This is a genomic window from Salegentibacter agarivorans (genome assembly GCF_900113135.1).
Lineage (GTDB): Bacteria > Bacteroidota > Bacteroidia > Flavobacteriales > Flavobacteriaceae > Salegentibacter > Salegentibacter agarivorans.
Window position 1 is genome coordinate 54,753 of the sequence record NZ_FOOH01000001.1, and the last position, 22,324, is coordinate 77,076.

22 protein-coding genes and 1 riboswitch are annotated in these 22,324 nt (G+C 36.5%); of the genes, 4 read left to right on the forward strand and 18 right to left on the reverse strand.

What is annotated here, in order from left to right; all coding sequences use genetic code 11:
• Positions 1-106 precede the first annotated feature (106 nt).
• From BM084_RS00290 to BM084_RS00315, 6 genes are all read right to left on the reverse strand, one after another.
• Positions 107-2,332, reverse strand: coding sequence for a tetratricopeptide repeat-containing hybrid sensor histidine kinase/response regulator (locus BM084_RS00290; RefSeq protein ID WP_093301953.1), 2,226 nt, complete (start codon positions 2,330-2,332; stop codon positions 107-109).
• A 40-nt stretch (positions 2,333-2,372) separates the two neighbouring features.
• A complete protein-coding gene (gene gap / locus BM084_RS00295) occupies positions 2,373-3,383 on the reverse strand; it encodes a type I glyceraldehyde-3-phosphate dehydrogenase (RefSeq protein ID WP_093301957.1) in 1,011 nt (336 codons plus the stop codon).
• Between the two features lie 17 nt (positions 3,384-3,400).
• Positions 3,401-4,279: a lipoyl synthase gene (lipA, locus tag BM084_RS00300; protein ID WP_075326218.1), complete on the reverse strand. Its 879-nt coding sequence runs from the start codon at positions 4,277-4,279 to the stop codon at positions 3,401-3,403.
• Positions 4,280-4,352: 73 nt separating this feature from the next.
• The gene (locus tag BM084_RS00305) at positions 4,353-4,925 is read right to left on the reverse strand and encodes an RNA polymerase sigma factor (RefSeq protein ID WP_083634160.1); all 573 of its coding nucleotides are present in this window, start codon (positions 4,923-4,925) and stop codon (positions 4,353-4,355) included.
• Positions 4,916-6,019: a glycosyltransferase gene (locus BM084_RS00310; protein ID WP_093301960.1), complete on the reverse strand. Its 1,104-nt coding sequence runs from the start codon at positions 6,017-6,019 to the stop codon at positions 4,916-4,918. The genes BM084_RS00305 and BM084_RS00310 overlap by 10 nt, the downstream gene beginning before the upstream one ends.
• A 5-nt stretch (positions 6,020-6,024) precedes the next feature.
• Positions 6,025-6,234 carry a membrane or secreted protein gene (locus BM084_RS00315; RefSeq protein WP_075326220.1) on the reverse strand — a complete coding sequence of 70 codons (210 nt, stop codon included), beginning with the start codon at positions 6,232-6,234 and terminating at the stop codon, positions 6,025-6,027.
• A gap of 231 nt (positions 6,235-6,465) precedes the next feature.
• On the opposite strand from BM084_RS00315, the gene BM084_RS00320 reads away from it, so the two are divergent.
• Positions 6,466-7,086 carry a fasciclin domain-containing protein gene (locus tag BM084_RS00320; RefSeq protein WP_093301963.1) on the forward strand — a complete coding sequence of 207 codons (621 nt, stop codon included), beginning with the start codon at positions 6,466-6,468 and terminating at the stop codon, positions 7,084-7,086.
• 136 nt (positions 7,087-7,222) lie between these two features.
• Positions 7,223-7,309, reverse strand: a riboswitch (TPP riboswitch).
• A 98-nt stretch (positions 7,310-7,407) separates the two neighbouring features.
• Here the strand turns inward: BM084_RS00320 and murB are convergent.
• The 3 genes from murB to BM084_RS00335 all read right to left on the reverse strand — a co-directional run bounded on the left by murB (position 7,408) and on the right by BM084_RS00335 (position 10,275).
• A complete protein-coding gene (gene murB, locus BM084_RS00325) occupies positions 7,408-8,421 on the reverse strand; it encodes a UDP-N-acetylmuramate dehydrogenase (protein ID WP_075326222.1) in 1,014 nt (337 codons plus the stop codon).
• A 3-nt stretch (positions 8,422-8,424) separates the two neighbouring features.
• Positions 8,425-9,615: a pyridoxal phosphate-dependent aminotransferase gene (locus tag BM084_RS00330; protein ID WP_093301966.1), complete on the reverse strand. Its 1,191-nt coding sequence runs from the start codon at positions 9,613-9,615 to the stop codon at positions 8,425-8,427.
• Positions 9,616-9,885: 270 nt separating this feature from the next.
• On the reverse strand, positions 9,886-10,275 hold the full coding sequence (locus tag BM084_RS00335; protein ID WP_075326224.1) for a DUF1573 domain-containing protein: 390 nt from the start codon (positions 10,273-10,275) through the stop codon (positions 9,886-9,888).
• Between the two features lie 137 nt (positions 10,276-10,412).
• Between BM084_RS00335 and BM084_RS00340 the strand changes: the two genes are divergently transcribed.
• A complete protein-coding gene (locus BM084_RS00340) occupies positions 10,413-13,043 on the forward strand; it encodes a valine--tRNA ligase (protein ID WP_093301968.1) in 2,631 nt (876 codons plus the stop codon).
• Between the two features lie 26 nt (positions 13,044-13,069).
• Here BM084_RS00340 and BM084_RS00345 read toward each other — a convergent pair whose 3' ends face one another.
• The 6 genes from BM084_RS00345 to rsfS all read right to left on the reverse strand — a co-directional run bounded on the left by BM084_RS00345 (position 13,070) and on the right by rsfS (position 17,985).
• Positions 13,070-13,363 carry an acyl-CoA-binding protein gene (locus BM084_RS00345; RefSeq protein WP_232228816.1) on the reverse strand — a complete coding sequence of 98 codons (294 nt, stop codon included), beginning with the start codon at positions 13,361-13,363 and terminating at the stop codon, positions 13,070-13,072.
• Positions 13,356-14,012, reverse strand: a complete 657-nt coding sequence (locus BM084_RS00350; RefSeq protein ID WP_075326227.1) for a phosphatidylserine decarboxylase family protein — start codon at positions 14,010-14,012, stop codon at positions 13,356-13,358. Before BM084_RS00350 ends, BM084_RS00345 begins: the two co-directional genes overlap by 8 nt.
• Positions 14,002-14,805, reverse strand: coding sequence for a phosphatidate cytidylyltransferase (locus BM084_RS00355; protein ID WP_075326228.1), 804 nt, complete (start codon positions 14,803-14,805; stop codon positions 14,002-14,004). Before BM084_RS00355 ends, BM084_RS00350 begins: the two co-directional genes overlap by 11 nt.
• Positions 14,806-14,808: 3 nt before the next feature.
• Positions 14,809-15,420, reverse strand: a complete 612-nt coding sequence (locus BM084_RS00360; protein ID WP_075326229.1) for an LUD domain-containing protein — start codon at positions 15,418-15,420, stop codon at positions 14,809-14,811.
• A gap of 99 nt (positions 15,421-15,519) precedes the next feature.
• Positions 15,520-17,589 carry an ATP-dependent zinc metalloprotease FtsH gene (gene ftsH, locus BM084_RS00365; RefSeq protein ID WP_075326230.1) on the reverse strand — a complete coding sequence of 690 codons (2,070 nt, stop codon included), beginning with the start codon at positions 17,587-17,589 and terminating at the stop codon, positions 15,520-15,522.
• Between the two features lie 24 nt (positions 17,590-17,613).
• Positions 17,614-17,985: a ribosome silencing factor gene (gene rsfS, locus BM084_RS00370; RefSeq protein ID WP_075326231.1), complete on the reverse strand. Its 372-nt coding sequence runs from the start codon at positions 17,983-17,985 to the stop codon at positions 17,614-17,616.
• Positions 17,986-18,080: 95 nt separating this feature from the next.
• On the opposite strand from rsfS, the gene BM084_RS00375 reads away from it, so the two are divergent.
• Entirely contained in the window at positions 18,081-18,812 is a 732-nt protein-coding gene (locus BM084_RS00375; protein WP_093301971.1) for a biotin--[acetyl-CoA-carboxylase] ligase, read from the forward strand.
• Positions 18,813-18,902: 90 nt separating this feature from the next.
• Here BM084_RS00375 and BM084_RS00380 read toward each other — a convergent pair whose 3' ends face one another.
• Entirely contained in the window at positions 18,903-19,295 is a 393-nt protein-coding gene (locus BM084_RS00380) for an SRPBCC family protein (protein ID WP_075326233.1), read from the reverse strand.
• Positions 19,295-19,939: an orotate phosphoribosyltransferase gene (pyrE, locus tag BM084_RS00385; RefSeq protein ID WP_075326234.1), complete on the reverse strand. Its 645-nt coding sequence runs from the start codon at positions 19,937-19,939 to the stop codon at positions 19,295-19,297. Before pyrE ends, BM084_RS00380 begins: the two co-directional genes overlap by 1 nt.
• Before the next feature lie 7 nt (positions 19,940-19,946).
• Between pyrE and BM084_RS00390 the strand changes: the two genes are divergently transcribed.
• On the forward strand, positions 19,947-20,570 hold the full coding sequence (locus BM084_RS00390; protein WP_075326235.1) for an NUDIX hydrolase: 624 nt from the start codon (positions 19,947-19,949) through the stop codon (positions 20,568-20,570).
• Here the strand turns inward: BM084_RS00390 and BM084_RS00395 are convergent.
• A complete protein-coding gene (locus BM084_RS00395; RefSeq protein WP_093301973.1) occupies positions 20,538-22,289 on the reverse strand; it encodes a M14 family metallopeptidase in 1,752 nt (583 codons plus the stop codon). The genes BM084_RS00390 and BM084_RS00395 overlap by 33 nt on opposite strands.
• Positions 22,290-22,324 lie beyond the last annotated feature (35 nt).

Consider the following 22,324-nt stretch of genomic DNA (forward strand, 5'->3'; position numbering starts at 1 on the left):
GGTGAGTTCACACCTCATTTTTTATTTTGGCTAATTCAAACTATATATGTTTTTCTTTGATATATAATTCAATTAAGCCTGAATTTACAAAGCGCGTGCCAAAGGATTAAACAGCACTTTCCCTAATTGCTAATTGTCTGTTAATTTTAAGGAAGAATTCTTCAGTTTTATAGGGTTTTGGGATAATATCACTAAAGCCATTTAAGAAAAATTCATCAAGGTTTTCATCTAAAGTTACTGCGGTTAGCGCAACGATAGGAATTTCAGAATTAAATTTCCTGATCTCTTTTGTAGCTTCAATCCCACTAATTCCCGGCATATGGATATCCATTAAAATAAGATCGTAGTCTTTTTCTTTTGTTTTTTCTATCGCGATAGTTCCATTATCTGCCACCTCACAAGTTACCCCTTGCTTTTCTAAAATCTTGCGGGTAATCATTTGGTTTATCTTATTGTCTTCCACAATAAGAATATTTTTTCCATCTAATTTATCTTCTAGGGGCTCGGCTTCAATTCTTGGGCTGTTATTAAGTTGATTTTCAACCTCTTTTGCTTCAAATTTTAACTGAAAAGCAAAAGTAGATCCTTCGCCTAAATCGCTTTTTAATTCTATCTCACTACCCAGTAAACTTAGTAAGTTTTTCACAATAGAAAGACCTAAACCTGTTCCTCCAAACTTGCGGTTAATTTGAGTAGAACCCTGGGTGAAATTTTCAAAAATAGCTTTCTGTTTCTCCTTACTTATGCCTTCCCCATTATCTTTTATTTCAAAATCCAGCAGCACAAAGTTCCCTTCCCGACTGTTTTTAGAAACATTAATCCAAATATCACCGTCTTCAGTAAATTTTATGGAGTTCCCGATAAGATTTATAAGAATCTGGGAAATTTTTAGCGGATCGCCTTTTAATTCATGCGGAATAGAATCATCGTAATTAAAATGGATTTTGGTATTTTTTTCATCAGCCGAATTTTTTAGAGCTACCAAAACATCCGAAATTCGTTTTTTAAGATCAAAAGAAGCTTCCATAATCTCCACTTTGTTCGCTTCTAATTTGTTTAGATCTAATATATTATTGATAAGTGAAAGCAGGTATTCCCCAGAAAATTTTAGCGAATTAAGATGTTCTTTTTGATTTTCGGTAGGGCTTTCTTCTAACAATAAATGGGTGAGGCCCGTTACTGCATATAAAGGAGTTCTTAACTCGTGGGTAATTGTAGAGAGAAATTGCGCCTTAGCCAGCGAAGCTTTTTCGGCATTTTCCTTGGCTTTTGTAAGTTCAGCATTTTTCTTTTGCAGCAACTCATTAGCGCGGGCTCTTAAATTATTATTCTTATATAGGGAAAGAGTTAAAAGTGATAAAATAGTGATAAGAGCCACACTTAAAATTGTGGTTAGCTTATTCACTTTTAAATTTCTTTCCTGTTCTGCGTTTTGAAGACTTAATTCATTTAGGCTACTTTGTAACGCATCTACACCGTACCTGGCATTAACCTGTTCGGCCAGTACTGCATTATTCATAGCGATTATAGAGTCCTTACGGGCAAAACTTTTTTGTAAAAAAACTAATGAAGATTCAAAGTCTCCGGTTTCTTCGTATAGCTTACTCATTAGTTTATTGGCAGACATAATCATCCCGCCAAAATTTTGAGCATAGGCAATCTCTAAAACACGTTTATTATTTTCTTTGGCTAATGCATAATTTTTTAATTCTAAATGAGCCCGGGCAGTATAATAATAGAGGCGAGAAAGTTCATATTTCTTATCGGTCTCTGAAAGGGTGGTCCTTGCCTGCTGAAGAAGATTTAATGCTTTTGCTGGTTCATTTTCAGTATTAAGGATTATGATGGCACGGTTTAAATTTACAATACCAAGGTATACTTCGTTATCTAGTTTTAGATATATTTCTTCAGCAAGATTCAGGTAGCGATTGGCTCTTTCCTTATCTTTTTGCCCCATTAAAATCTTGGCAAAATTCACATAACTATATGCCAAACCATTTTGGTCTTCAATATCTCTTTGAATCGAAATTGCTCGTTGCAGCTCGGTAATGGCTTTATCAAAATCGTGCCTTAAGTAATAAAGTTTGGCGAGAATACTGCTGGAGAGTGCAATAGCACGTTTATCGTTAATAGATTTTGAAAGTTCCAGGGAAGAATTTAACTGCTCAATAGCATTATCAAAATCTAGCATATTTACCGAAACTTCGGCATCGTTAAGTAATTGTTGAATTCTCTCGTTAGTTATTTGAGAATCTTCGGTTTCATCTTGCTGAATTGCATAAGCGAACGAGCACCAAAATGCGAGAAGTAGTATAAGAGTAAAGTTCTTCATTCGGGAAATTCAGCTAAAAGCTTAATTGAGATAAATATAGTTATTTATCATTAACGATAGAAATTAAATCGATAAGACGACTGGAATACCCGATTTCATTATCATACCAGCCAATTATCTTAATTAATTTCCCATCAATTACCGACGTCATTTGAGCATCAAAAATACAGGAATGCGGATTATTATTAATATCAATAGATACTATTGGATCTTCGGTATAACTAAGAATTCCCTTTAACGAACTGTCTGACGCTTTTTTGAAGATTTTATTGATTTCTTCAATATTGGTCTGTTTGCTTACATTAATCGTCATATCGGTTAGAGAGCCATTAGGTACGGGAACTCTAATTCCGCAGCCACCAATAACATCACTAATATCAGGAAAAATGCCAGTTAAGGCTTTTGCTGCTCCCGTGGTTGTTGGGATTATAGATTGAGCGGCGGCCCGGCTTCTTCTTAAGTCGCGATGAGGTTTATCGTGTAAACTTTGGTCTGAAGTATACGAATGTATCGTGGTGATATAAGCCTGTTGGACTTTAAAATTTTCGTGAATTAACTTCAACATTGGCGCTGCGTTATTAGTGGTACAGCTGGCATTAGATATTATTTTTTCAGTGCCGTCCAGGATATGTTCATTTACTCCTAAAACCACCATTTTAATTTCTTCGTCTTCTGGTGGAACCGATAGAATCACTTTTTTCGCTCCATTTTCAATGTGATGCTGAAGATCTTTAGCGGTTTTAAACTTTCCTGTAGATTCTACTACTGTATCAACCTTATAATATGCACTCCAATCTATGTCTTGTGGATGAGCATAATTTAAAAGTGGAATTGATTGCCCATTAACAATTATATTATTTCCTTCTGAAGAAATTTCCGCGGGAGAAACACCGTGAATACTATCGTATTTTAATAAATGAGCAAGGGTTTTAGCATCGGTGAGGTCGTTTATTGCAACCACATTGATGCTCTTATTTTCGATTAAAAGTCTAAAAAGGCTACGTCCAATACGGCCAAAACCGTTTATGGCAATATTGATGCTTTTGTTCATTTATTTCAGAAAAAAACTTAGTCGATATGTTTGTGTGCTTTGTAAGAAGAGCGAACCAAGGCGCTACTTTCTACATGCCGAAATCCCAGATCAAGACCAATAGCTTCGTATTTCTTAAACTGGTCTGGTGTAATAAATTGCTTTACCGGTAAATGTTTTTTACTGGGCTGCAGGTACTGGCCTATAGTAACCACATCTACATCTACACTTCTAAGATCGTGCAGGGTTTGAATAACTTCATCTTCCTGTTCGCCGAGACCGAGCATAATTCCAGATTTAGTTCTATTAACTCCCTGTTGCTTTAAGTATCTAAGCACTTCAAGACTGCGATCGTATTTTGCCTGGATCCTCACTTCACGGGTTAATCTTTTTACGGTCTCCATGTTATGAGATACAACTTCTGGCATTACTTCTACAATTCTATCTAAATTACGCTCATTTCCCTGGAAATCTGGGACAAGGGTTTCAAGTGTGGTTTCAGGATTCATCCGGCGAATCGCCTTTACGGTTTCTGCCCAAATAATAGAACCCATATCTTTAAGATCGTCGCGGTCTACACTGGTTACCACGGCGTGCTTAATACCCATAATTTTAATAGACCGGGCTACTTTTTCTGGTTCGTCCCAATCTACTGTTTCAGGGCGGCCGGTTTTTACACCACAAAATCCGCAGGAACGGGTACAAACATTTCCTAAAATCATAAAAGTAGCGGTACCTTCACTCCAGCATTCCCCCATATTTGGGCAACTACCCGACGTACAAATGGTGTGCAAATCGTATTTGTCTACCAGGCTGCGAAGTTCGGTGTATTTTTTTCCGGTTGGAAGTTTTACCCTTAACCATTTTGGTTTGGCTTTTGGCTTTTCTTTTACTGGGCTTATAGTGTCTGTACTCATAGCAAAAATCTAGGTTTCAAAGATACAATAATCTACCGAACTGCATAAATTAGAACGTTAAGTCGGTAATAACTTACACCGATTTTCGGGCTTCAATAATTTCAGCGAGTAACTTTTTAGCTCTCAGGAGTTTAATTTTCACATTGTTCATAGGTTCGTCAAGGCTCTGGGCTATTTCTTTATAAGATTTCTCCTGAAAATATCTAAGATTGATCACTTCCTGGTAATGAGGCTTCAGTTGTTTAATATCGGTAAGCAGTTGCGCTAAATGTTGCTCGCTTATTAATTTATCTTCAATAGTAGGTGTTTCATCAGCAATACGGTACACCTTGTCATTTTGATCTGAAGTGGTTTGAGACCTTATAGAAGACTTTTGCTTTCTAAGCATATCTACATGAATATTCTTTGAAATGGCAATAAGCCAGGTGCTAAAAGAATAATCTTCATCAAAGGTGTGAATTTTATTAAATGCCTTGGAAAAAGTTTGAATGGTAATATCTTCAGATTCGTACGCGTTGCCGGTTTTTTTTAACTGAAAACCGTACACGTTATCCCAAAAGGTATCAAGCAAATAATTAAACGCTGATTGACTCCCTTTTTTGGCAGCTTTAATTTTGGTAAGTAGCAATTCGTGATTTATTTCCAATGCGTAGGTTTTGAAACGCTGTTTGCTATAAATATGCCAAATTGGGTAAATATTAAAAATACTTCTAAAAACGGAAATAACCAAACCACATCTGTCTCCTCAAGTTTTTTTGCCGATTTAGCGTAGACCACCGCCTGTACCAGTAATATGAATACTGCAACTCCTAAAACAAGTTGCCATTGAAATTGAATTATTAATAATGCAGCTAATAAGATCCAGAAAAAGAATCTGGAAGCGTAAAATAAACCCAGTAAAACTTTATCTTTTGTTTTGTAAAAACCGGCTACTGAGGCGTGCCTTCTTTTTTGTTTAAACCAGGATTTTAAATCGGTTTTTGGGACACTTCGTGTGCTTGCTTCGGGATGATGACAAATAAAAGTATTCTCTTCGTTGCCTCCTTCATTTACAAAAAGATCATCGTCCCCGGAACGTAAGTGCAAATGATTAGCAAAGCCTTTTTGGTCATAAAACTGTCTGGAGGTATAAGCGAGATTTCTGCCTACACCCATATACGGATTTCCTAATTTTGCATAAGAAAAATATTGAATAGCGGTGAGTAAAGTTTCAAACCGAATAAGCTTGTTAAGTAAAGATTTACTGTTTTTAAAATAACCACCGTAACCTAAAACAATACTTTTTTCTTCCACAAATCCGGCAGCCATATGGGTAATCCAGTTTCGGCTTTGTGGCGCGCAATCGGCATCGGTAAATATTAAATAAGGATTTTTCGCTTTTTTAATTCCAAGCGTCAGTGCATACTTTTTATTAGCCCAAAAAGCTTCGTTATTCTGAACATCTACCAGTTTCACTCGGCCATCCAGGGCCTGGAAATTTTCAATAACTTCTAAAGTTTCATCGTGGGAAGCATCATTAATCACGATAACTTCAAAATCGGGATAATCCTGATCCAGGATAGGAGGAAGGAAGTTTCTAAGATTTTCTGCTTCGTTTTTTGCACAAACTATTACCGAAACAGGCAGGTTCAATTTCCCGGGCTTTTTGGGGGTGTTGTTGGCAAATGCGAAAAAGGCCAGGTAATAGGCCAGGATAATTAAGGAAAATAATAAGAAGAATCCCAGTAAAAGTGTTGCCATTTAATCTAATTAGCCGCTTTTTTTTCTCCAGAGCAATCAGACATTTCATCGGGTAATTTACCGCAAAAACTGCAGGCTTCACCTTCTTTATTTAAAAACGGACTTTGGCTTGCGCAGGTTCCTGCAAATTTACCGTCCTTCTTTCCCCATATTTTTATGGCAATTCCGGCAAAGGCCAGTCCTAAAAGTACTATTGTTATTAATAATAATTTCATAGCTATATTTTTCTAAAATCGCTTTTTTAGAGCAGATTTTTATTTTAATAATTCCCGAAAATTATCGGGCGTATTACTAATGCAAAAATAACAATAAAATGACGTTTGGGAAAATTAGAGCGCATATTAGTATAAGCTTTACATACTTTAACTAAAATTTAATCGTAAAACCCTAAAAATGTCGAGATTAGAGAATAAATTAGTTCGATTAAACTACTAAAAACTAAATTTATGAAAACTAAAATTTTAATAATTCTTCTGGCAGTTTTTGCTTTCAGTTTTACTTCTTGTGAAGATACCAAAAAGAAAGAAGAAGAAAAAGCTAAAATGGAGCAGCAGGAAGCCGAACGCCAGGCTGAAATGGCTGCAGAAGAAGAACGGATGGAAATGGAGTCTAACAGTATTGCTGCAAAAGCAATGGAGACCGATTCTTTAAGCACTCTTGTAAGTGCATTACAAAATGCTGATTTAGCTGATACTTTTACCGAAGATGAAGGCCCATATACGGTTTTTGCTCCCACCAATAGCGCTTTTGAAAAAGTTGACGAGGCTACAATGGATGAATTGATGAAGAGTGAAAATCAAGACCAATTAGCTACTGTCTTAAAATACCATGTGATAGATGATGAAATAACAGCTTCAGATCTAAGCCAAATGATTGAAGATGGCGAAGGAGAAGCAAGTATTTCTACCTTGGATGGTGCTGAACTTAAGGTAATGAGGGAAGGGGACAATATTGTTTTGCAAGATGAAAATGGAAACAAAGCAACTATTATTGCTACAGATATTGAAGCCTCTAACGGAATGGTGCACCTAATAGATGGGGTGGTAATGAAGAAAAAAGAATCTTAGTTAGATAAAAAGATTGATTTTGAATAAAATCCACTGGTAATATTTTACCGGTGGATTTTTTTTGGAATTATTTTAAAAAAGAAAAGCTTCATTTTCTTTGCGGAAAATGAAGCTCTCTCTTAAAAGACAATAAAGTCTTTACAGATTCAATATTTCCTACGCTGGGATTAACCAGATCAGGTTTTACGGGTATATCTCAGCCTAAGCACCCCGATATTGATTTTATAAATATAAGATTATTTTTGAATGTAAACTGCTAATTGTAAGTTAATTAAGGAAGTGGTTTTGTAGGGGAAGCGTTAATTTTTTTCCTACAAATATTTAAAATACATTAACTTCAGGTTCAAGTTTGACATTGTAATTTTTATAAATTTTATCCTGAATTTCCCTGGAAAGTGCTAAAATTTCTTCCCCGGTAGCGTTTCCATAATTAACCAATACCAACGCCTGGTTTTTATGAACTCCTGCATCTCCCTGTCTGTAACCCTTTAAGCCAGCCTGGTCTATTAACCAACCTGCGGGAATTTTTATGTTATTTGCCTGCAAGGCATAAAAAGGCATTTCTGGGAATTTTTTTTGAAGTTTTTTAAATTCAGCCTCTTTTATCACCGGATTTTTAAAAAAACTACCGCTGTTTCCTAATTCCCTGGGATCGGGTAATTTTTGCTGCCTAATGCTTATAACAGCATCAGATACATCTTTAATGTTAGGTTTTTTAATTTGCTTCTTATCTAATTCAGCCTGGATGGCACCATATTCGGTTCTTAATTGATGATCTTTTTTGCTTAATCTAAAATTAACCGATGTGATAATATATTCTCCCTTCAGCTTATTTTTAAATACTGAATTACGATAATCAAATTCACATTGTTGCAGGTTAAAAGTTTCAATTTCCAGGGTTTGTATTCGCATAGCCTCGCAAGATTCAAATGTATCTTTGAGTTCCACGCCATACGCTCCTATATTTTGAACGGGTGCTGTGCCCACATTTCCAGGTATTAGGGAAAGGTTTTCTAATCCGCCGTAAGCCTTTTCTATACAATAAAGCACAAATTGATGCCAGTTTTCACCGGCACCAACTTTTAAAACTACTTCATCCCGACTTTCAGAAATAAGTTCTATTCCCTTAATGCCAATATGAACCACTGTTTTATCTATATCCTGGGTAAGCAACATATTGCTGCCGCCGCCAAGTACAAAAATTTCTGAGGCATAGGTTTGCTGTAAAACATCACGCAATTCATCAGTAGAATGCACCGAGACGAATTTCCGGGCATTTACATCTACTCCAAAAGTATTGTGTTCTTTCAGTGAAAAATTTTCAGCAACCTGCATAGCCTATTTATTATATTCTTCCAGGGCTATTTTTAGAATTTCTATGGCTTTTTCCAGGTTTTCTTTTTTCAAAACATAGGCAATTCGCACCTGGTTCATACCGGTATTTGGAGTAGAGTAGAAGCCGTTAGCAGGAGCTACCATTACTGTTTCCCCGTTATACTGAAAATCTTCAAGTAACCACTGAGCAAATTTATCGGCGTTTTCAATGGGCAATTCTGCGATGCAGTAAAATGCACCTTTGGGTTTTGCTACTTTTACCCCGGGAATTTGCTCTAAACCTTCAATTAAAAGGTTTCTTCGCTCGGTATATTCCTTATTTACTTCTTCAAAGTATTCATCTGGAGTATCTAATGCAGCTTCAGCGGCAATTTGAGCAAATGTAGGCGGGCTTAATCTTGCCTGAGCAAATTTCATCGCGGCAATCATAACTTCCTTATTTTTTGAAACCAGGCAGCCAATTCTTGCACCACACATGCTGTAACGTTTAGAAACAGAATCTACCATAATAGCGTTTTGATCAAGACCGGGAATGCTCATAATTGAATGATGCTTAACCCCATCGTAAGCGAATTCACGATAAACTTCATCTGCAACAATAAACAAATCGTGTTTTATTGCTAAATCTGCCAACTGCTGAATTTCATCACGCGTATAAAGATACCCGGTTGGGTTTCCAGGGTTACAAAGCAAGATCGCTTTAGTTTTATTGGTAATTAATTTCTCAAACTCTGAAATAGCAGGAAGCGAAAAATTATCTTCAATAGATCCTTTTATAGGCACGATATCAACTCCTGAAGCTGTAGCAAATCCGTTGTAATTTGCATAAAAAGGCTCGGGAATTATAACTTCATCGCCGGGATCGGTAATGCTTCCCATAGCAAATAATAAAGCTTCTGAACCTCCGGTGGTTATAATAATATCTTCAGCATCTACCGGGATATCATTCTTATGATAGTATTTCGCTAATTTGGTTCTATAAGATACAAAACCCGCAGAATGGCTATAAGAAAGAACATCTATATCATTATTCTTAACCGCGTCTAATGCTGCTTTAGGTGTTTCAATATCTGGTTGCCCAATATTTAACTGGTAGATTTTTTTTCCTTTTTTTACTGCTGCTTCAGCAAAAGGAACTAGTTTTCTTATGGGAGATTCGGGCATATTGCGCCCTTTGTTTGAAATACTTGGCATGAGATTGTTTTTAATACTGTGCAAAAATGCAAAATTCCTTTAAAATTTTAGGCCTATTTATGTTATAATCGGCCTAAAAAAAATATGTACATTTTTAAGATGAAATGTACAATTATGAGCGTAAAAAAGCCGTTTGAAAAGTCTTATTTCTGTCAGGCTGTTCCCATCGATTTAGGATGGTTTCAGCTTCTAAGATTTTAGATCCTGAAATAAACTCAGGATGACTTTATAAAAACATTTCAAACGGCTTTTTATTTCTTCATCTTAAAATTAACGGCTGCTATCGTCCTCGATAACTCTACCTTTAATTTTAAGCGATTTTGTGGCTTCTTCGGCATTAGAATAAACGGTAACCGTTTTTCTAATTGGGCCCACAAGTTGAGTGTTATATTTTACCTGGATTTCGCCGGTTTCTCCCGGTTGAATTGGTTCTTCTGGTTTCTTTGGAATTGTACACCCACAACTTGAAGTTACATTGGCAATAACCAATGGAACATTCCCCGTATTGGTGAATTCAAAAACGCGAACACCGTCACTTCCTTTTTTTATTTCGCCATAATCAATAGTTTCACTCTTGAATTCTATTTTGGCTGTTTCCTGCGCCATTGCTGTGCCTAACCCGGCAACAACAAAAATGGCAATTGCGATTAACTTTTTCATAATTTCTGGTTTTTAATAAACGAAAGGTAAAGATAAGTTGAAATGACGTACACTCAAAATTATATTCAAATCAACTTCTTTTATAATCCTTAAGTTATAATTACTTTTGCCTTTATTTTTCAAAAACCAGACCAAATATGGCGATTGCTTCCCAATACGATTCAAAAAAAGTAGAAGATAAATGGTATAACTACTGGATGGAAAACAAGTATTTTCATTCTGAAGTAGATGAGCGTGAGCCTTACACCATTGTAATACCGCCGCCAAACGTGACCGGGGTTTTACACATGGGCCATATGCTGAATAATACCATTCAGGATGTTTTGGTGAGACGCGCCAGGTTAAAGGGCTTCAACGCTTGCTGGGTGCCGGGAACAGATCACGCTTCTATTGCAACTGAAGCTAAAGTAGTAGCAAAATTAAAGGCTGAAGGAATTGATAAAAACGATCTTAGCCGTGAGGAATTTCTACAACACGCGTGGGATTGGACGCATAAGCACGGTGGTATTATCCTAGAGCAGTTAAAAAAGCTGGGCGCATCCTGTGATTGGGACCGAACCAAGTTTACGATGGATGATAATATGTCAGCCTCTGTAATTAAGGTTTTTGTAGATCTATATGAAAAAGGTCTTATCTACCGCGGTTACCGAATGGTAAACTGGGATCCCGTAGCGAAAACCACACTTTCTGACGAAGAAGTGATTCATATTGAAAAGCAGGGAAATCTTTATTATTTAAATTATAAAGTAGAAGGCAGTGATGATGTTTTAACTATTGCTACCACACGTCCTGAAACTATTCTTGGTGATACTGCGATTTGTATCAATCCAAACGATGAACGTTTTACACATTTAAAAGGGAAAAAAGCAATAGTGCCAATTTGCAACCGTGTAATTCCAATTATTGAAGATGAATATGTAGATGTGGAATTTGGTACCGGGTGTTTAAAAGTAACGCCGGCACACGATGAGAACGATAAAATGCTTGGAGATAAGCATAACCTGGAGGTAATTGATATTCTTAATGATGATGCCAGCCTAAATGCCCACGGAATGCATTATGAAGGCAAAGACAGGTTCCAGGCCAGAAAAGAAATTGTAGAAGAATTAAAAGAAATGGGTGTGCTTACCAAAACTGAAGAGCACATTAATAAAGTAGGAACCAGCGAGCGTACCGGTGCGGTAATAGAACCAAAACTTAGCGATCAATGGTTTTTAAAAATGAAGGAGCTGGCTAAACCGGCAATTGATGCCGTGGTTGGCGATGAAATTAACCTGGTGCCAGATAAATTTCTGAATACCTACAAGCACTGGATGGAAAATGTGCGGGACTGGAATATCTCACGTCAGCTTTTGTGGGGGCAACAGATTCCCGCTTATTTCTACGGAAGTGGAAAAGAAGATTTTGTAGTTGCTGAAACTGCTGAAGAAGCCCTGGAAAAAGCAAGAGAAAAGTCAGAGAATGCTGATCTAAAGGCTGAAGAATTAATTCAGGATAAAGATGCACTGGATACCTGGTTTTCTTCCTGGTTATGGCCAATGAGCGTTTTTAACGGTATTCTGGAGCCAGAAAATGAAGAAATTAAATATTACTACCCTACCAACGATCTTGTTACCGCCCCCGAAATTTTATTTTTCTGGGTAGCACGTATGATTATGGCAGGCTATGAATATAGAGGTGAGCGTCCTTTTAAAAATGTCTATCTCACGGGAATTGTACGGGACAAGCAACGTAGAAAAATGTCTAAGTCGCTGGGGAATTCACCAGATCCGCTGGGACTAATTGAACAATATGGCGCCGATGGCGTTAGGGTAGGAATGCTATTGAGTTCTCCTGCCGGGAACGATTTAATGTTCGAGGAAGACCTATGTAAGCAAGGAAGTGCTTTTTCAAATAAGATATGGAATGCCTTCAGGCTGGTAAAAGGCTGGGAAGTTTCCGAAGAAAAAGAGCAGGACGAAACATCTAAAATCGCGATAGACTGGTACACAGCCAGGTTTAGAAAAACGCTTGTAGAAATTGAAGACCATTACTCTAAATACAGAATGAGTGATGCTTTAATGAGCACTTACAAATTAATTTGGGACGATTACTGTTCCTGGTTTCTTGAAATGGTAAAACCCGCTTACGGGCAGCCTATAGATGTAAAAACATATAAAGCGGTAATAGAAATTTTAGAAGATAATTTAAAGATTCTTCATCCTTTTATGCCGTTTGTAACCGAAGAGATTTGGCATGAAATTACCGAAAGAAAAGCATCTGAAGCTTTAATTATCGCAAAATGGCCTGAGCTTAAAGATTTCAATGAAGAAATAATCAATGAGTTTACTTTGGCTTCAGAAGTTATTGCGGGAATTAGAAAAATAAGGAAAGAGAAGAATATTTCATTCAAAAATACCATAGATCTTATGGTGATGAATAATGAAAAAGCTTCAGAATTATTTGATCCCGTAATCTTGAAAATGGGAAATATAGATGCTTTTAGCTATGTAGATAAGCAGGTTGAAGGTGCACTTTCATTCCGTGTAAAATCTAATGAATATTTTATTCCAATTGCCGGTTCAATAGATGTGGAAGCTGAAATTGAAAAACTGGAAGAAGAATTAAAATACAATCAAGGCTTTTTGAATTCCGTGGAAAAGAAACTTTCTAATGAGCGTTTTGTAAATAACGCCCCGGAAAAAGTGGTTGCTATAGAAAAAGCGAAAAAGGCAGATGCTGAAGCTAAAATTGAAGCGATTAAAGCCAGCTTAAAAAGTTTAAAATAAAATTAAGGGAGATTTTGGCGAGGTAGCTATGGGGTTACTTCGCCAATATGTTCTTCTACAAGTTCTACATATTTTTCGCGAGCTTCCTGCTTGCTTAAATTTTTCACCTGTAATAAAGCGTTTATTTTAAAAGCATTTCTAAGATCCCCTTCGTTGGTAGGCGGGACGTAAAATCCGTTTACCTGAGTGGCTTTCTTGTAATAGGCGTAGAAATGAAGCATAACATCTGGCGCAAATTTTTGCGTGGTTTTGCTGGCCATATCATAGGCTTTTAAAAATTTTTCATCTGTTGTTTCAGGCATAACGTACTGCTTATTCATCAATTTTGGCTATTACACTTAGCCCACCTTTTACCTTCTGGTTAAGTTTCACCGAAATTGGTGTGTTTAAAGGTAGAAACACATCTACCCGAGAACCGAATTTTATAAATCCGCTGTCACTGCCCTGGATTACTTCATTTCCAACTTCAGCATAGTTTACAATTCTTTTTGCCATTGCTCCGGCAATTTGCCGGTATAAAACTTCGCCGGCAATATCATTTTCAACCACTACCGTTGTTCTCTCATTCTCTTCACTGGATTTTGGATGCCAGGCCACTAAAAATTTCCCGGGGTGATATTTACTGTATTTTACTTTTCCACCAATTGGATGCCTGGTTACGTGCACATTTATTGGTGACATAAAAATAGAAACCTGCAAACGTTTGTCTTTAAAGTATTCTTTCTCTTCTACTTCTTCAATGGCCACTACTTTTCCGTCTACCGGAGCAACGACGTGAGCATCGTTTAAAAGTGTATTCCGTTTTGGGTTTCTAAAAAATTGAATAATTAGAAAAAACAGTATTATGGTGGCTACCAGGATAGCAAATTTTATCCAGTATGTATTTATTAACGAATAAGATACCACGTTTATTGCAATAAGCAGCAAAGCTGCCCACGCCATTATTTTATAACCTTCTTTATGAAACATAATCTAGAATATATAGATAAGCATATACAAATGGACTCGAAAAAATAATACTGTCTAATCTGTCAAACAAGCCGCCGTGTCCTGGCATTAAGGTGCCGCTATCTTTCACACCGGCCTGCCGTTTAAATTTTGATTGAATAAGATCTCCAAGAGTTCCAAAAACACTAAGTATTATGGCCATTCCCAGCCAGATAGGGAAGGTGAGGAACTGGGTGTAATAAAATATAAAAAAACTGGCTACACCACTAAAAATAACTCCGCCCAGAAAACCTTCTACAGTTTTATTGGGAGAAATACGTTCAAAGAGTTTTTTGCTTCCAAAATTCTTACCAACAATATAAGCAAAAGTATCATTAGTCCAAATCAGGATAAAAATACCTACTACCAATTTTGGAATAAAAACGCCTTCTATGGTTGGAATTAGCGTGAGAAAAATTACCGAAGAAATTAGGTAAAAAATAATAATGATATACTTCTTCTTTTCAAAAACAGGTATTTTTCTTACTACCAGTAAATCTTTTACAAGAAATAAGTTTACGAATATGGTAATAAAGAGCAACAGGATTGTAGCATCCTGATTAAATTTTAAATAGCTGAAAAGATAAAAAAGTAAAGCTTGTACACCATAAAGTGCATAGCTTTTTAAATGCAGAAGTTTTTGCATTTCTATAAGACAAACTAGTCCTAAAAGATAAAATAAGCTGATAAAAATTAATTCTGAAGAAAGTATAGAAGCCACCAATATGGATACGTACAACAATCCTGAAATAGTTCTAATAATAGCTTCCCTCATGTGTTATAAATCTTCCAGCAGGAGCAAATATAGGTTTTTTGTACTACTTCCATAGCTCATAAAATCACCTTCTTTCTGCGTTTCAAAATTTTTGATGGTAGTAATATTAGAAGGAATTCGCTGTTTGTTTCTAAATTTAATGCCGCGAAGGCCTTCGCCAATTGTATCTATTAACTGGCTTGTAGAAGAAATAATAACAAAATTATCGGGTAAATCGTTGAGTTTGCATTCTTTAATCTGGTTAGAAGAAATAAGTATAGAACCATCGTTTGCTACCAGGTACTCACAGGTAGAAAGAAAGAATGGAGCCGAACCAGACCTGGTAAAACTAAGGTTGAAACCTTTAAATTTATCCTGAAGATTGGGATCAAGACAAAAACATTCTTTTTCGTACCAATCGTTTTCCAGTAAAATATTATCAAAAGCTTCTTGCATCTCTTTATTGTCTTCACAATAGAGAAATTTACCCCCATTATTTTTAAAATTGAGCATAAAGCGCTCATCAGTAGGGAGTTTTACCTCTGGCATGTATTTTCCCCGCTCAGCTTTTTCAGGAGATTCCTGTTTTTTGTCTGATTTAGATTTAGGGTTAAGAAATCTTCTAAATAGACTCATAGAGTTTTGGGTGTGGTTCTCAACGTCATTTTAACCAAAGGTAAAAAATCTTAATTTAACACTTAGATAAATTAAGATTTTTTAAACCGTGGTTGTGAACTATTTATTAACTGAATTATTTTCAGTTATCGTGTTCTCTTCAGAATCACTTCCGGGGGTGGGATTTTGTTCTTCGGTTTCAGCGGCTTTTTCTTCGATTTTAGGAGTTTCTTCTTTCTTTCCTAAAACTTCAGTTTTTTCCTTGTCCTTATCATAAGGTCTTTTTCCGAAGATAGTTTCCAAATCATCTTTAAAGATTACCTCTTTATCAAGAAGAATATCGGCTAACTGTCCCAGTTTATCTTTATGTTTGGTAAGTAGATCTATGGCTCGCTGATATTGGGTTTCAATTAAATTTGAAATCTCTTTATCAATAAGCTCAGATGTACTTTCACTATATGGCTTGGTGAAATTATATTCACTCTGGCCAGAAGAATCGTAATAAGTAAGGTTTCCAACTTTATCGTTCAACCCATAAATAGTAACCATTGCTTTAGCTTGTTTAGTTACTTTTTCAAGATCACTTAAAGCTCCGGTTGAAATTTTATCAAAAACCACTTTCTCTGCGGCACGTCCACCCAGGGCAGCACACATTTCATCCAGCATTTGCTCTGGTCTTACAATAAGACGTTCTTCAGGCAAATACCAGGCGGCACCAAGTGATTGTCCACGCGGAACAATAGTTACCTTTACCAGTGGCGCAGCATGCTCTAACATCCAGCTTACAGTCGCGTGACCGGCTTCGTGGTAGGCAATTGCTTTCTTCTCGTCTGGAGTAATTATTTTATTCTTTTTCTCAAGTCCTCCCACTATACGGTCTACCGCATCAAGAAAATCCTGTTTTCCTACCGCTTTATTGCCTTTACGTGCAGCGATAAGTGCAGCTTCGTTACAAACATTGGCAATATCAGCTCCAGAGAATCCCGGAGTTTGTTTTGCTAAAAATTCAGTATCAAGTTCTTCGGCTACTTTTTTAAGTGGCTTTAAGTGAACTTCAAAAATTTCTTTTCTTTCATTTAAATCTGGAAGATCAACATAAATTTGTCGGTCAAATCTTCCAGCACGCATTAGCGCTTTATCCAGTACATCGGCACGGTTGGTTGCGGCAACTACAATAACGTTAGTATTGGTTCCAAAACCATCCATTTCTGTTAATAGCTGGTTTAAGGTATTTTCACGTTCATCGTTAGAACCCGAGAAATTACTTTTTCCTCTGGCACGTCCAATAGCATCAATTTCATCAATAAAAATGATGGAAGGTGATTTCTCCTTGGCTTGCTTAAATAAGTCACGAACCCTTGAAGCACCAACTCCTACAAACATTTCTACGAAATCTGATCCAGAAAGTGAGAAAAAAGGCACTTTAGCTTCTCCTGCAACTGCTTTTGCCAACAAGGTTTTACCGGTTCCCGGAGGTCCTACAAGTAGAGCTCCTTTAGGAATTTTACCACCTAGCGAAGTATATTTCTCTGGATGTTTAAGGAAATCTACTATCTCCTGAACTTCTTCTTTTGCGCCTTCCAACCCGGCAACATCTTTAAAAGAAGTTTTTACATCGGTATTTTGGTCAAATAATTTTGCTTTTGATTTACCAATATTGAAAATCTGGCCTCCCGCACCGCCACCGGCACCAGAGCTCATTTTTTTCATTATAAAAATCCAAACACCAATAATGAGGATAAAGGGTAATAATGCCCAGAAAATCTCGCTCATTACGTTACTTTGCGTATCGTAAACAACAGTGGTATCTAAATTATTTTCAGCTTTTATTTCCTTGATATCGTCTTCAAGGTTTTGCAAATCACCAAACTCAAAACTATAAGCCGGAGTTTCACCACCGGTGTTAAAAAGTTCGGGATCGTTAGCTTGCCTATGTATATCTTTTTGTGCTGCCTCTTCGGTTAGATAAACCTTAGCTTGTTTTCGGTTTACAATCTCTACCTTTTTTACATCACCGTCTCTAAGGTAAGATAGAAATTCAGCCGGATTGGTTTGCGCTGGTTCACTAAAACCGCCTCCACTAAAGAAATTGATTCCTATAAATATAATAATTATAGCGGCATAGATCCAGTAAGCATTAAACTTGGGCTTCTTGGGATCTGTATTTTTTTTGGGTTGCTGTTTCGCCATTCTTGGTAATTCTAAATTAAATAATTAGTAATTGGTTTCTATGGAAGTGATTTTAGCATCACCCCAAAGACTTTCAATATCGTAAAACTCTCTAATATGCTTCTGGAAAACGTGAACAACCACGTTTACATAATCTAAAAGTACCCACTCTGCATTTTCTCCGCCTTCTACGTGCCAGGGTTTGTCTTTAAGAGCCTTACTTACAGTTTTTTGGATGGAATTCACAATGGCGTTTACCTGTGTGTTGGAAGTCCCGTTGCAAATTATAAAATAATCACATACGGTATTTTCTATTTGCCTAAGGTCAAGAATATCAATGTCGTTACCTTTTACTTCTTCAATTCCTTTAATTATATGCGCAATAAGTTGATCGTTGTTCGCTTCTTTTTTTGCCATTAAAATTAATTATTTTCGCAAAGTTATTACTTTTTAGCTGTTTATAGGCTTAGTTTACATAACATTTAACGCCCGTTTCATTTCTTACTATTACTATGCGTATAATCAAAGTTAATGCCACCAATTCTACTAACGAATTTGCCCGGGAGCTCTACCGGGACAATACCTCTTTTGAGTATATATGTGTAGTGGCCCAGGAGCAAACCAAAGGCCGCGGCCAACGCGGGTCTGGTTGGGTTTCAAATGCAGGGGAAAACCTTACTTTTAGCGTTTTATATCCAAAAATAAAAGTTGGGGTAAACCATCAGTTTTTAATGAGCGCCACCGTTTCACTGGCAATTATTGAAGTGTTAAACAAATTTAATGTGCCTGCCTTAAAGGTAAAATGGCCTAACGACATAATGTCAGCACGCTATAAAATTAGCGGAATTCTTATTGAAAACATCCTGAAAAATAATGAAATAGTAGCTTCTATAATTGGAGTTGGATTAAATGTGAATCAAACTGAATTTCCCGGCCTTCCACAGGCTTCTTCCTTAAAATTAGTCACTGGGAATAATTTTAACCTGGATGAATTATTAAAAAGAATTACCGATGAATTTGAAGATAAATTAACTCAAATTAATGCTGATACTGAAGCCTCAATTTTAGAAAAATATGCCAGGAATATGTTTAGGCGGGATTTGGTATCTACCTTTCAACTGCCAGATGACACTTATCTCACGGGAATTATTCGCGGTGTCACCACTTCAGGTAGGTTGAATTTGGAAATAGAAGATTCGGTTTTTAAAACCTTTGATTTAAAAGAAATTAAACTGATGTATTAAAAAAACTGTTTGAAGGCTTTATTTCCGTCAACCTGAACTTGTTTCAGGTTCTAAGTCGAATAAAAAAACATTCAAACAGCCTTTTAAAATTTATAGCTTCCCAATATTTTCAGCTAAAGTATTTATGAATTTGGTTAATGGTTTTTTCACCATCATCGCCATCATCGCATTAAATTCACCATTAAATTCCATCTTCACTTCACTTTGATTTTCGTTTAAAGCTTCGATATGCGCTTTTAATTTAAAATCAAATTTATCTGATGTAGAACCTAATACAACCAATTCTGGCTCTATGGTTTCCTGGATTTCTAATTTTATAACCGGCATTCCTTTAAGGCCAAAAACAAAAGTTTTCTCATCTCTAACTTCAAATACTTCCTTGCTCTCAGGCATTAATTGTTCATAATTCTCAACCTTGGTCAAAAAATTGAACATTTCCTGCTGACTTTTATCTGCAGTAACTTTTGGGCTTTCTATATCCATTATTTATTTTTCCAGTTTGCGGGATCCTGACGCCATTCTCTTAAAATACCGGCTTCAGTTGCATTAATATAATTGGTGCGTTGTGCAGTTTCCAATAAAAAATCATAATCGCTAAGCGTATGTAATTCTATTCCTTCTTTTTCAAAATTTTCATCGGCAGTTTTAAAACCGTAAGTAAAAATGGCAAGCATACCTTTTACATTAGCTTTGGCTTCTTTTAGAGCTTTTACCGCGTTTAAACTACTGTTTCCGGTACTAATTAAGTCTTCAATTACCACCACGGTTTGGCCCTCAGAGAGATTTCCTTCAATCTGGTTTTTTCGTCCGTGGCTTTTAGCTTCTGGGCGAACATAGATAAACGGAAGACTTAAAATCTCGGCTACCAACATCCCAATACCAATGGCGCCTGTTGCTACCGCTGCAATAACATCAGGTTTTCCATAAAGCTCTTCAATTTGGCGTGCAAACTGTTCCCTTATGTGATTTCTAATTGGCGGATAGGAGAGAACTATTCGGTTATCGCAGTATATTGGCGATTTCCAACCGCTGGCCCATGTAAATGGTTCTTGTGCATCTAATTTTATTGCTTTAATTTGCAATAACAGTTCAGCAGTTGTTCTGGCTGTTTCTTTATTTAAAATCATACTGCAAATGTATAAAGTTTTTGTAAATGATATTCCCTTAATTCTCTCAACAAAGAAAGATTTAGGTGAAAACTATGTATCACTGCCAATTAAGAAGGTTAGAATTAAGCGGATAATTAAAAAGATTACTAAAGGTGAACTGCTTTATGTGAATCTTTACCACGAAAAAGAAGAAAAACTATTAAAGCATTTGTTTAAAAAGTTACGCGTGGTTACCGCCGCCGGCGGAATGGTTTTAAACGATAAAGATGAAATTCTTTTTATCTACCGAAAAAAACGTTGGGATCTTCCAAAAGGTAAGACTGAAAAAAACGAAACTATAGAAGCTTCTGCGATAAGAGAAGTGGAAGAAGAAACGGGGGTTGAAGGTTTAAAAGTGACTAAATTTCTACAGAAAACTTACCATATATTTAAACGAAAAGGACGTTACAGGCTTAAAGTTACCCATTGGTACGAGATGCGTACTTCTTATGATGGAGAATTGAGGCCCGAAACCAAAGAAGGAATTGAAAAAGCAAAATGGAAAGATTTGAAGAAAAGCCAAAAGGCCCTTCAAAAATCTTATGCAAATATTAAACTTCTTTTTTCTGAAAAATATTTAACGAGGCATTCTGAAGATAGGGTAGCGTAAATGCGCCGTTTCATAATGTTTAGATTGTTTATGCAACCAGTCTAATTGGTAGTAAGAGTTGTTTGAAAATTCTGCGTCATTACGTTTCTTTTCTTCAAAACGTTCTTTTAAGTCGGGATTTTTATCAAGCATTTTTTTAGCGATATCTTCAAAAACATAAGGTGAAAACCCTTCTTTTTGCTGCAGAACGGTATCAAAGAAATTCCAGTTAAAGAAAGAATCCGGCGCTTCTGGCTCTAAAGTTTCAATTAAATAGCGCGCACCTTCCTGAAAGGTTTTAACCACAAAATCTCCTTTTCTAAACCTTACTGAATCCATCTTTTTAGAAACTTTGGTTTCACTATGCATATAATGGCCTTCATAAGCCTGATCTCTGGTTTTAAAATCTTCTATTTTATAAGTTTCAACATATAAAGTGGTATCGCTTTGTAGTGGTTCCAGTTTAATTTTGTTCAGCTTTAAAAGATCGGTGAGTTGCCACCATCCTTGCGGAACAATATAAGCCCGGGGAATTTCAATAGTGTCTTCAGCAATAAAATTATTATAGTAGTCTATTTCTTTGGTAAAAGGTTTTTTGCTGTCATACTTTAAACGTTCGCCACCGGTAACTTCACTGGCAATCATTTCACCTTCGTAACCTTTAAAACTGCGCCGGCTGGGATTTTCCGTATCAGGTTTAAAATTTATAGGATACCAGCGATCTGTGAGATATTTCCTGGAGGCCCGGTTGCGAATATCTTTCATGCGTTCCCTGTCATTTTCAGCAATGCCAATCATACTGCGAATCAGCTCATATGTTCCTCTTACACGTTTTGGATAAGGTTTTAGCATATGTGTTTCTACCATCATTCCAATGGTGTTCCAAAGCGTGGTATAACCTGTAGAATAACGAGCATGATCGTTGAACTGCGAGAATCCTTCTTCAGGTACTTCATTAAAAACATTCACATAAGGCGTAATATCCCAGTCTTTTTTAGCTAATGAATCCTCTAACGCAGGCATAATTTGTTCATCTAAATAAGCACCAAGCTCGCCGCCAAGTTTATTATGTTGAGTAAAAAGATGGGTGAGGGTGTATTGATAATCGGCGCCATTACTTACATGATTGTCAATAAAGATATCGGGTTTTACGTGGTGAAAAATCTCGTAAAAGCTTCGGGTGTTTCGGGTATCGGCTTTTATAAAATCCCGGTTTAGGTCGTAGTTTCTCGCATTTCCTCTAAAACCGTATTCAGCAGGACCATTTTGATTGGTTCGGCTGGTAGAATTTCGGTTTAAAGCGCCACCTATATTATAAACAGGAATTGTTGCTAAAACGGTATTTGTTGGAGTTTTAATAGAATCTCCCGCCAGATCCCTAAAGAGCATCATCGTTGCATCTATCCCATCACTTTCCCCCGGGTGAATTCCATTATTTATTAGAATTATACTATTTTCTTCTCTTAATTCTTCAAAATCAAAATCTTCATTTGGGCTGTAAATGGCAAGATGAAGCGGTTCGCCACTGTCAGTTTTTCCGAATTCTTCCAGGCTTATTTTGCCAGAGCTTTCAGCAAGTAGGGTGTAAAAATCAATAATTTCGTCATACGTACCGGTTTCTTTACCACCACTTTTTTCAAAACGGGTTTCAAGATCATAATCGGTAACTAATTGATATTTTTCTAAATCGCAGGAAATCAGCGAAAGTAGCCCCACACTCAAAACGAGAATTTTTTTCATAGTATCCTTTGCAATTGAAAGTATAAACTTAACTA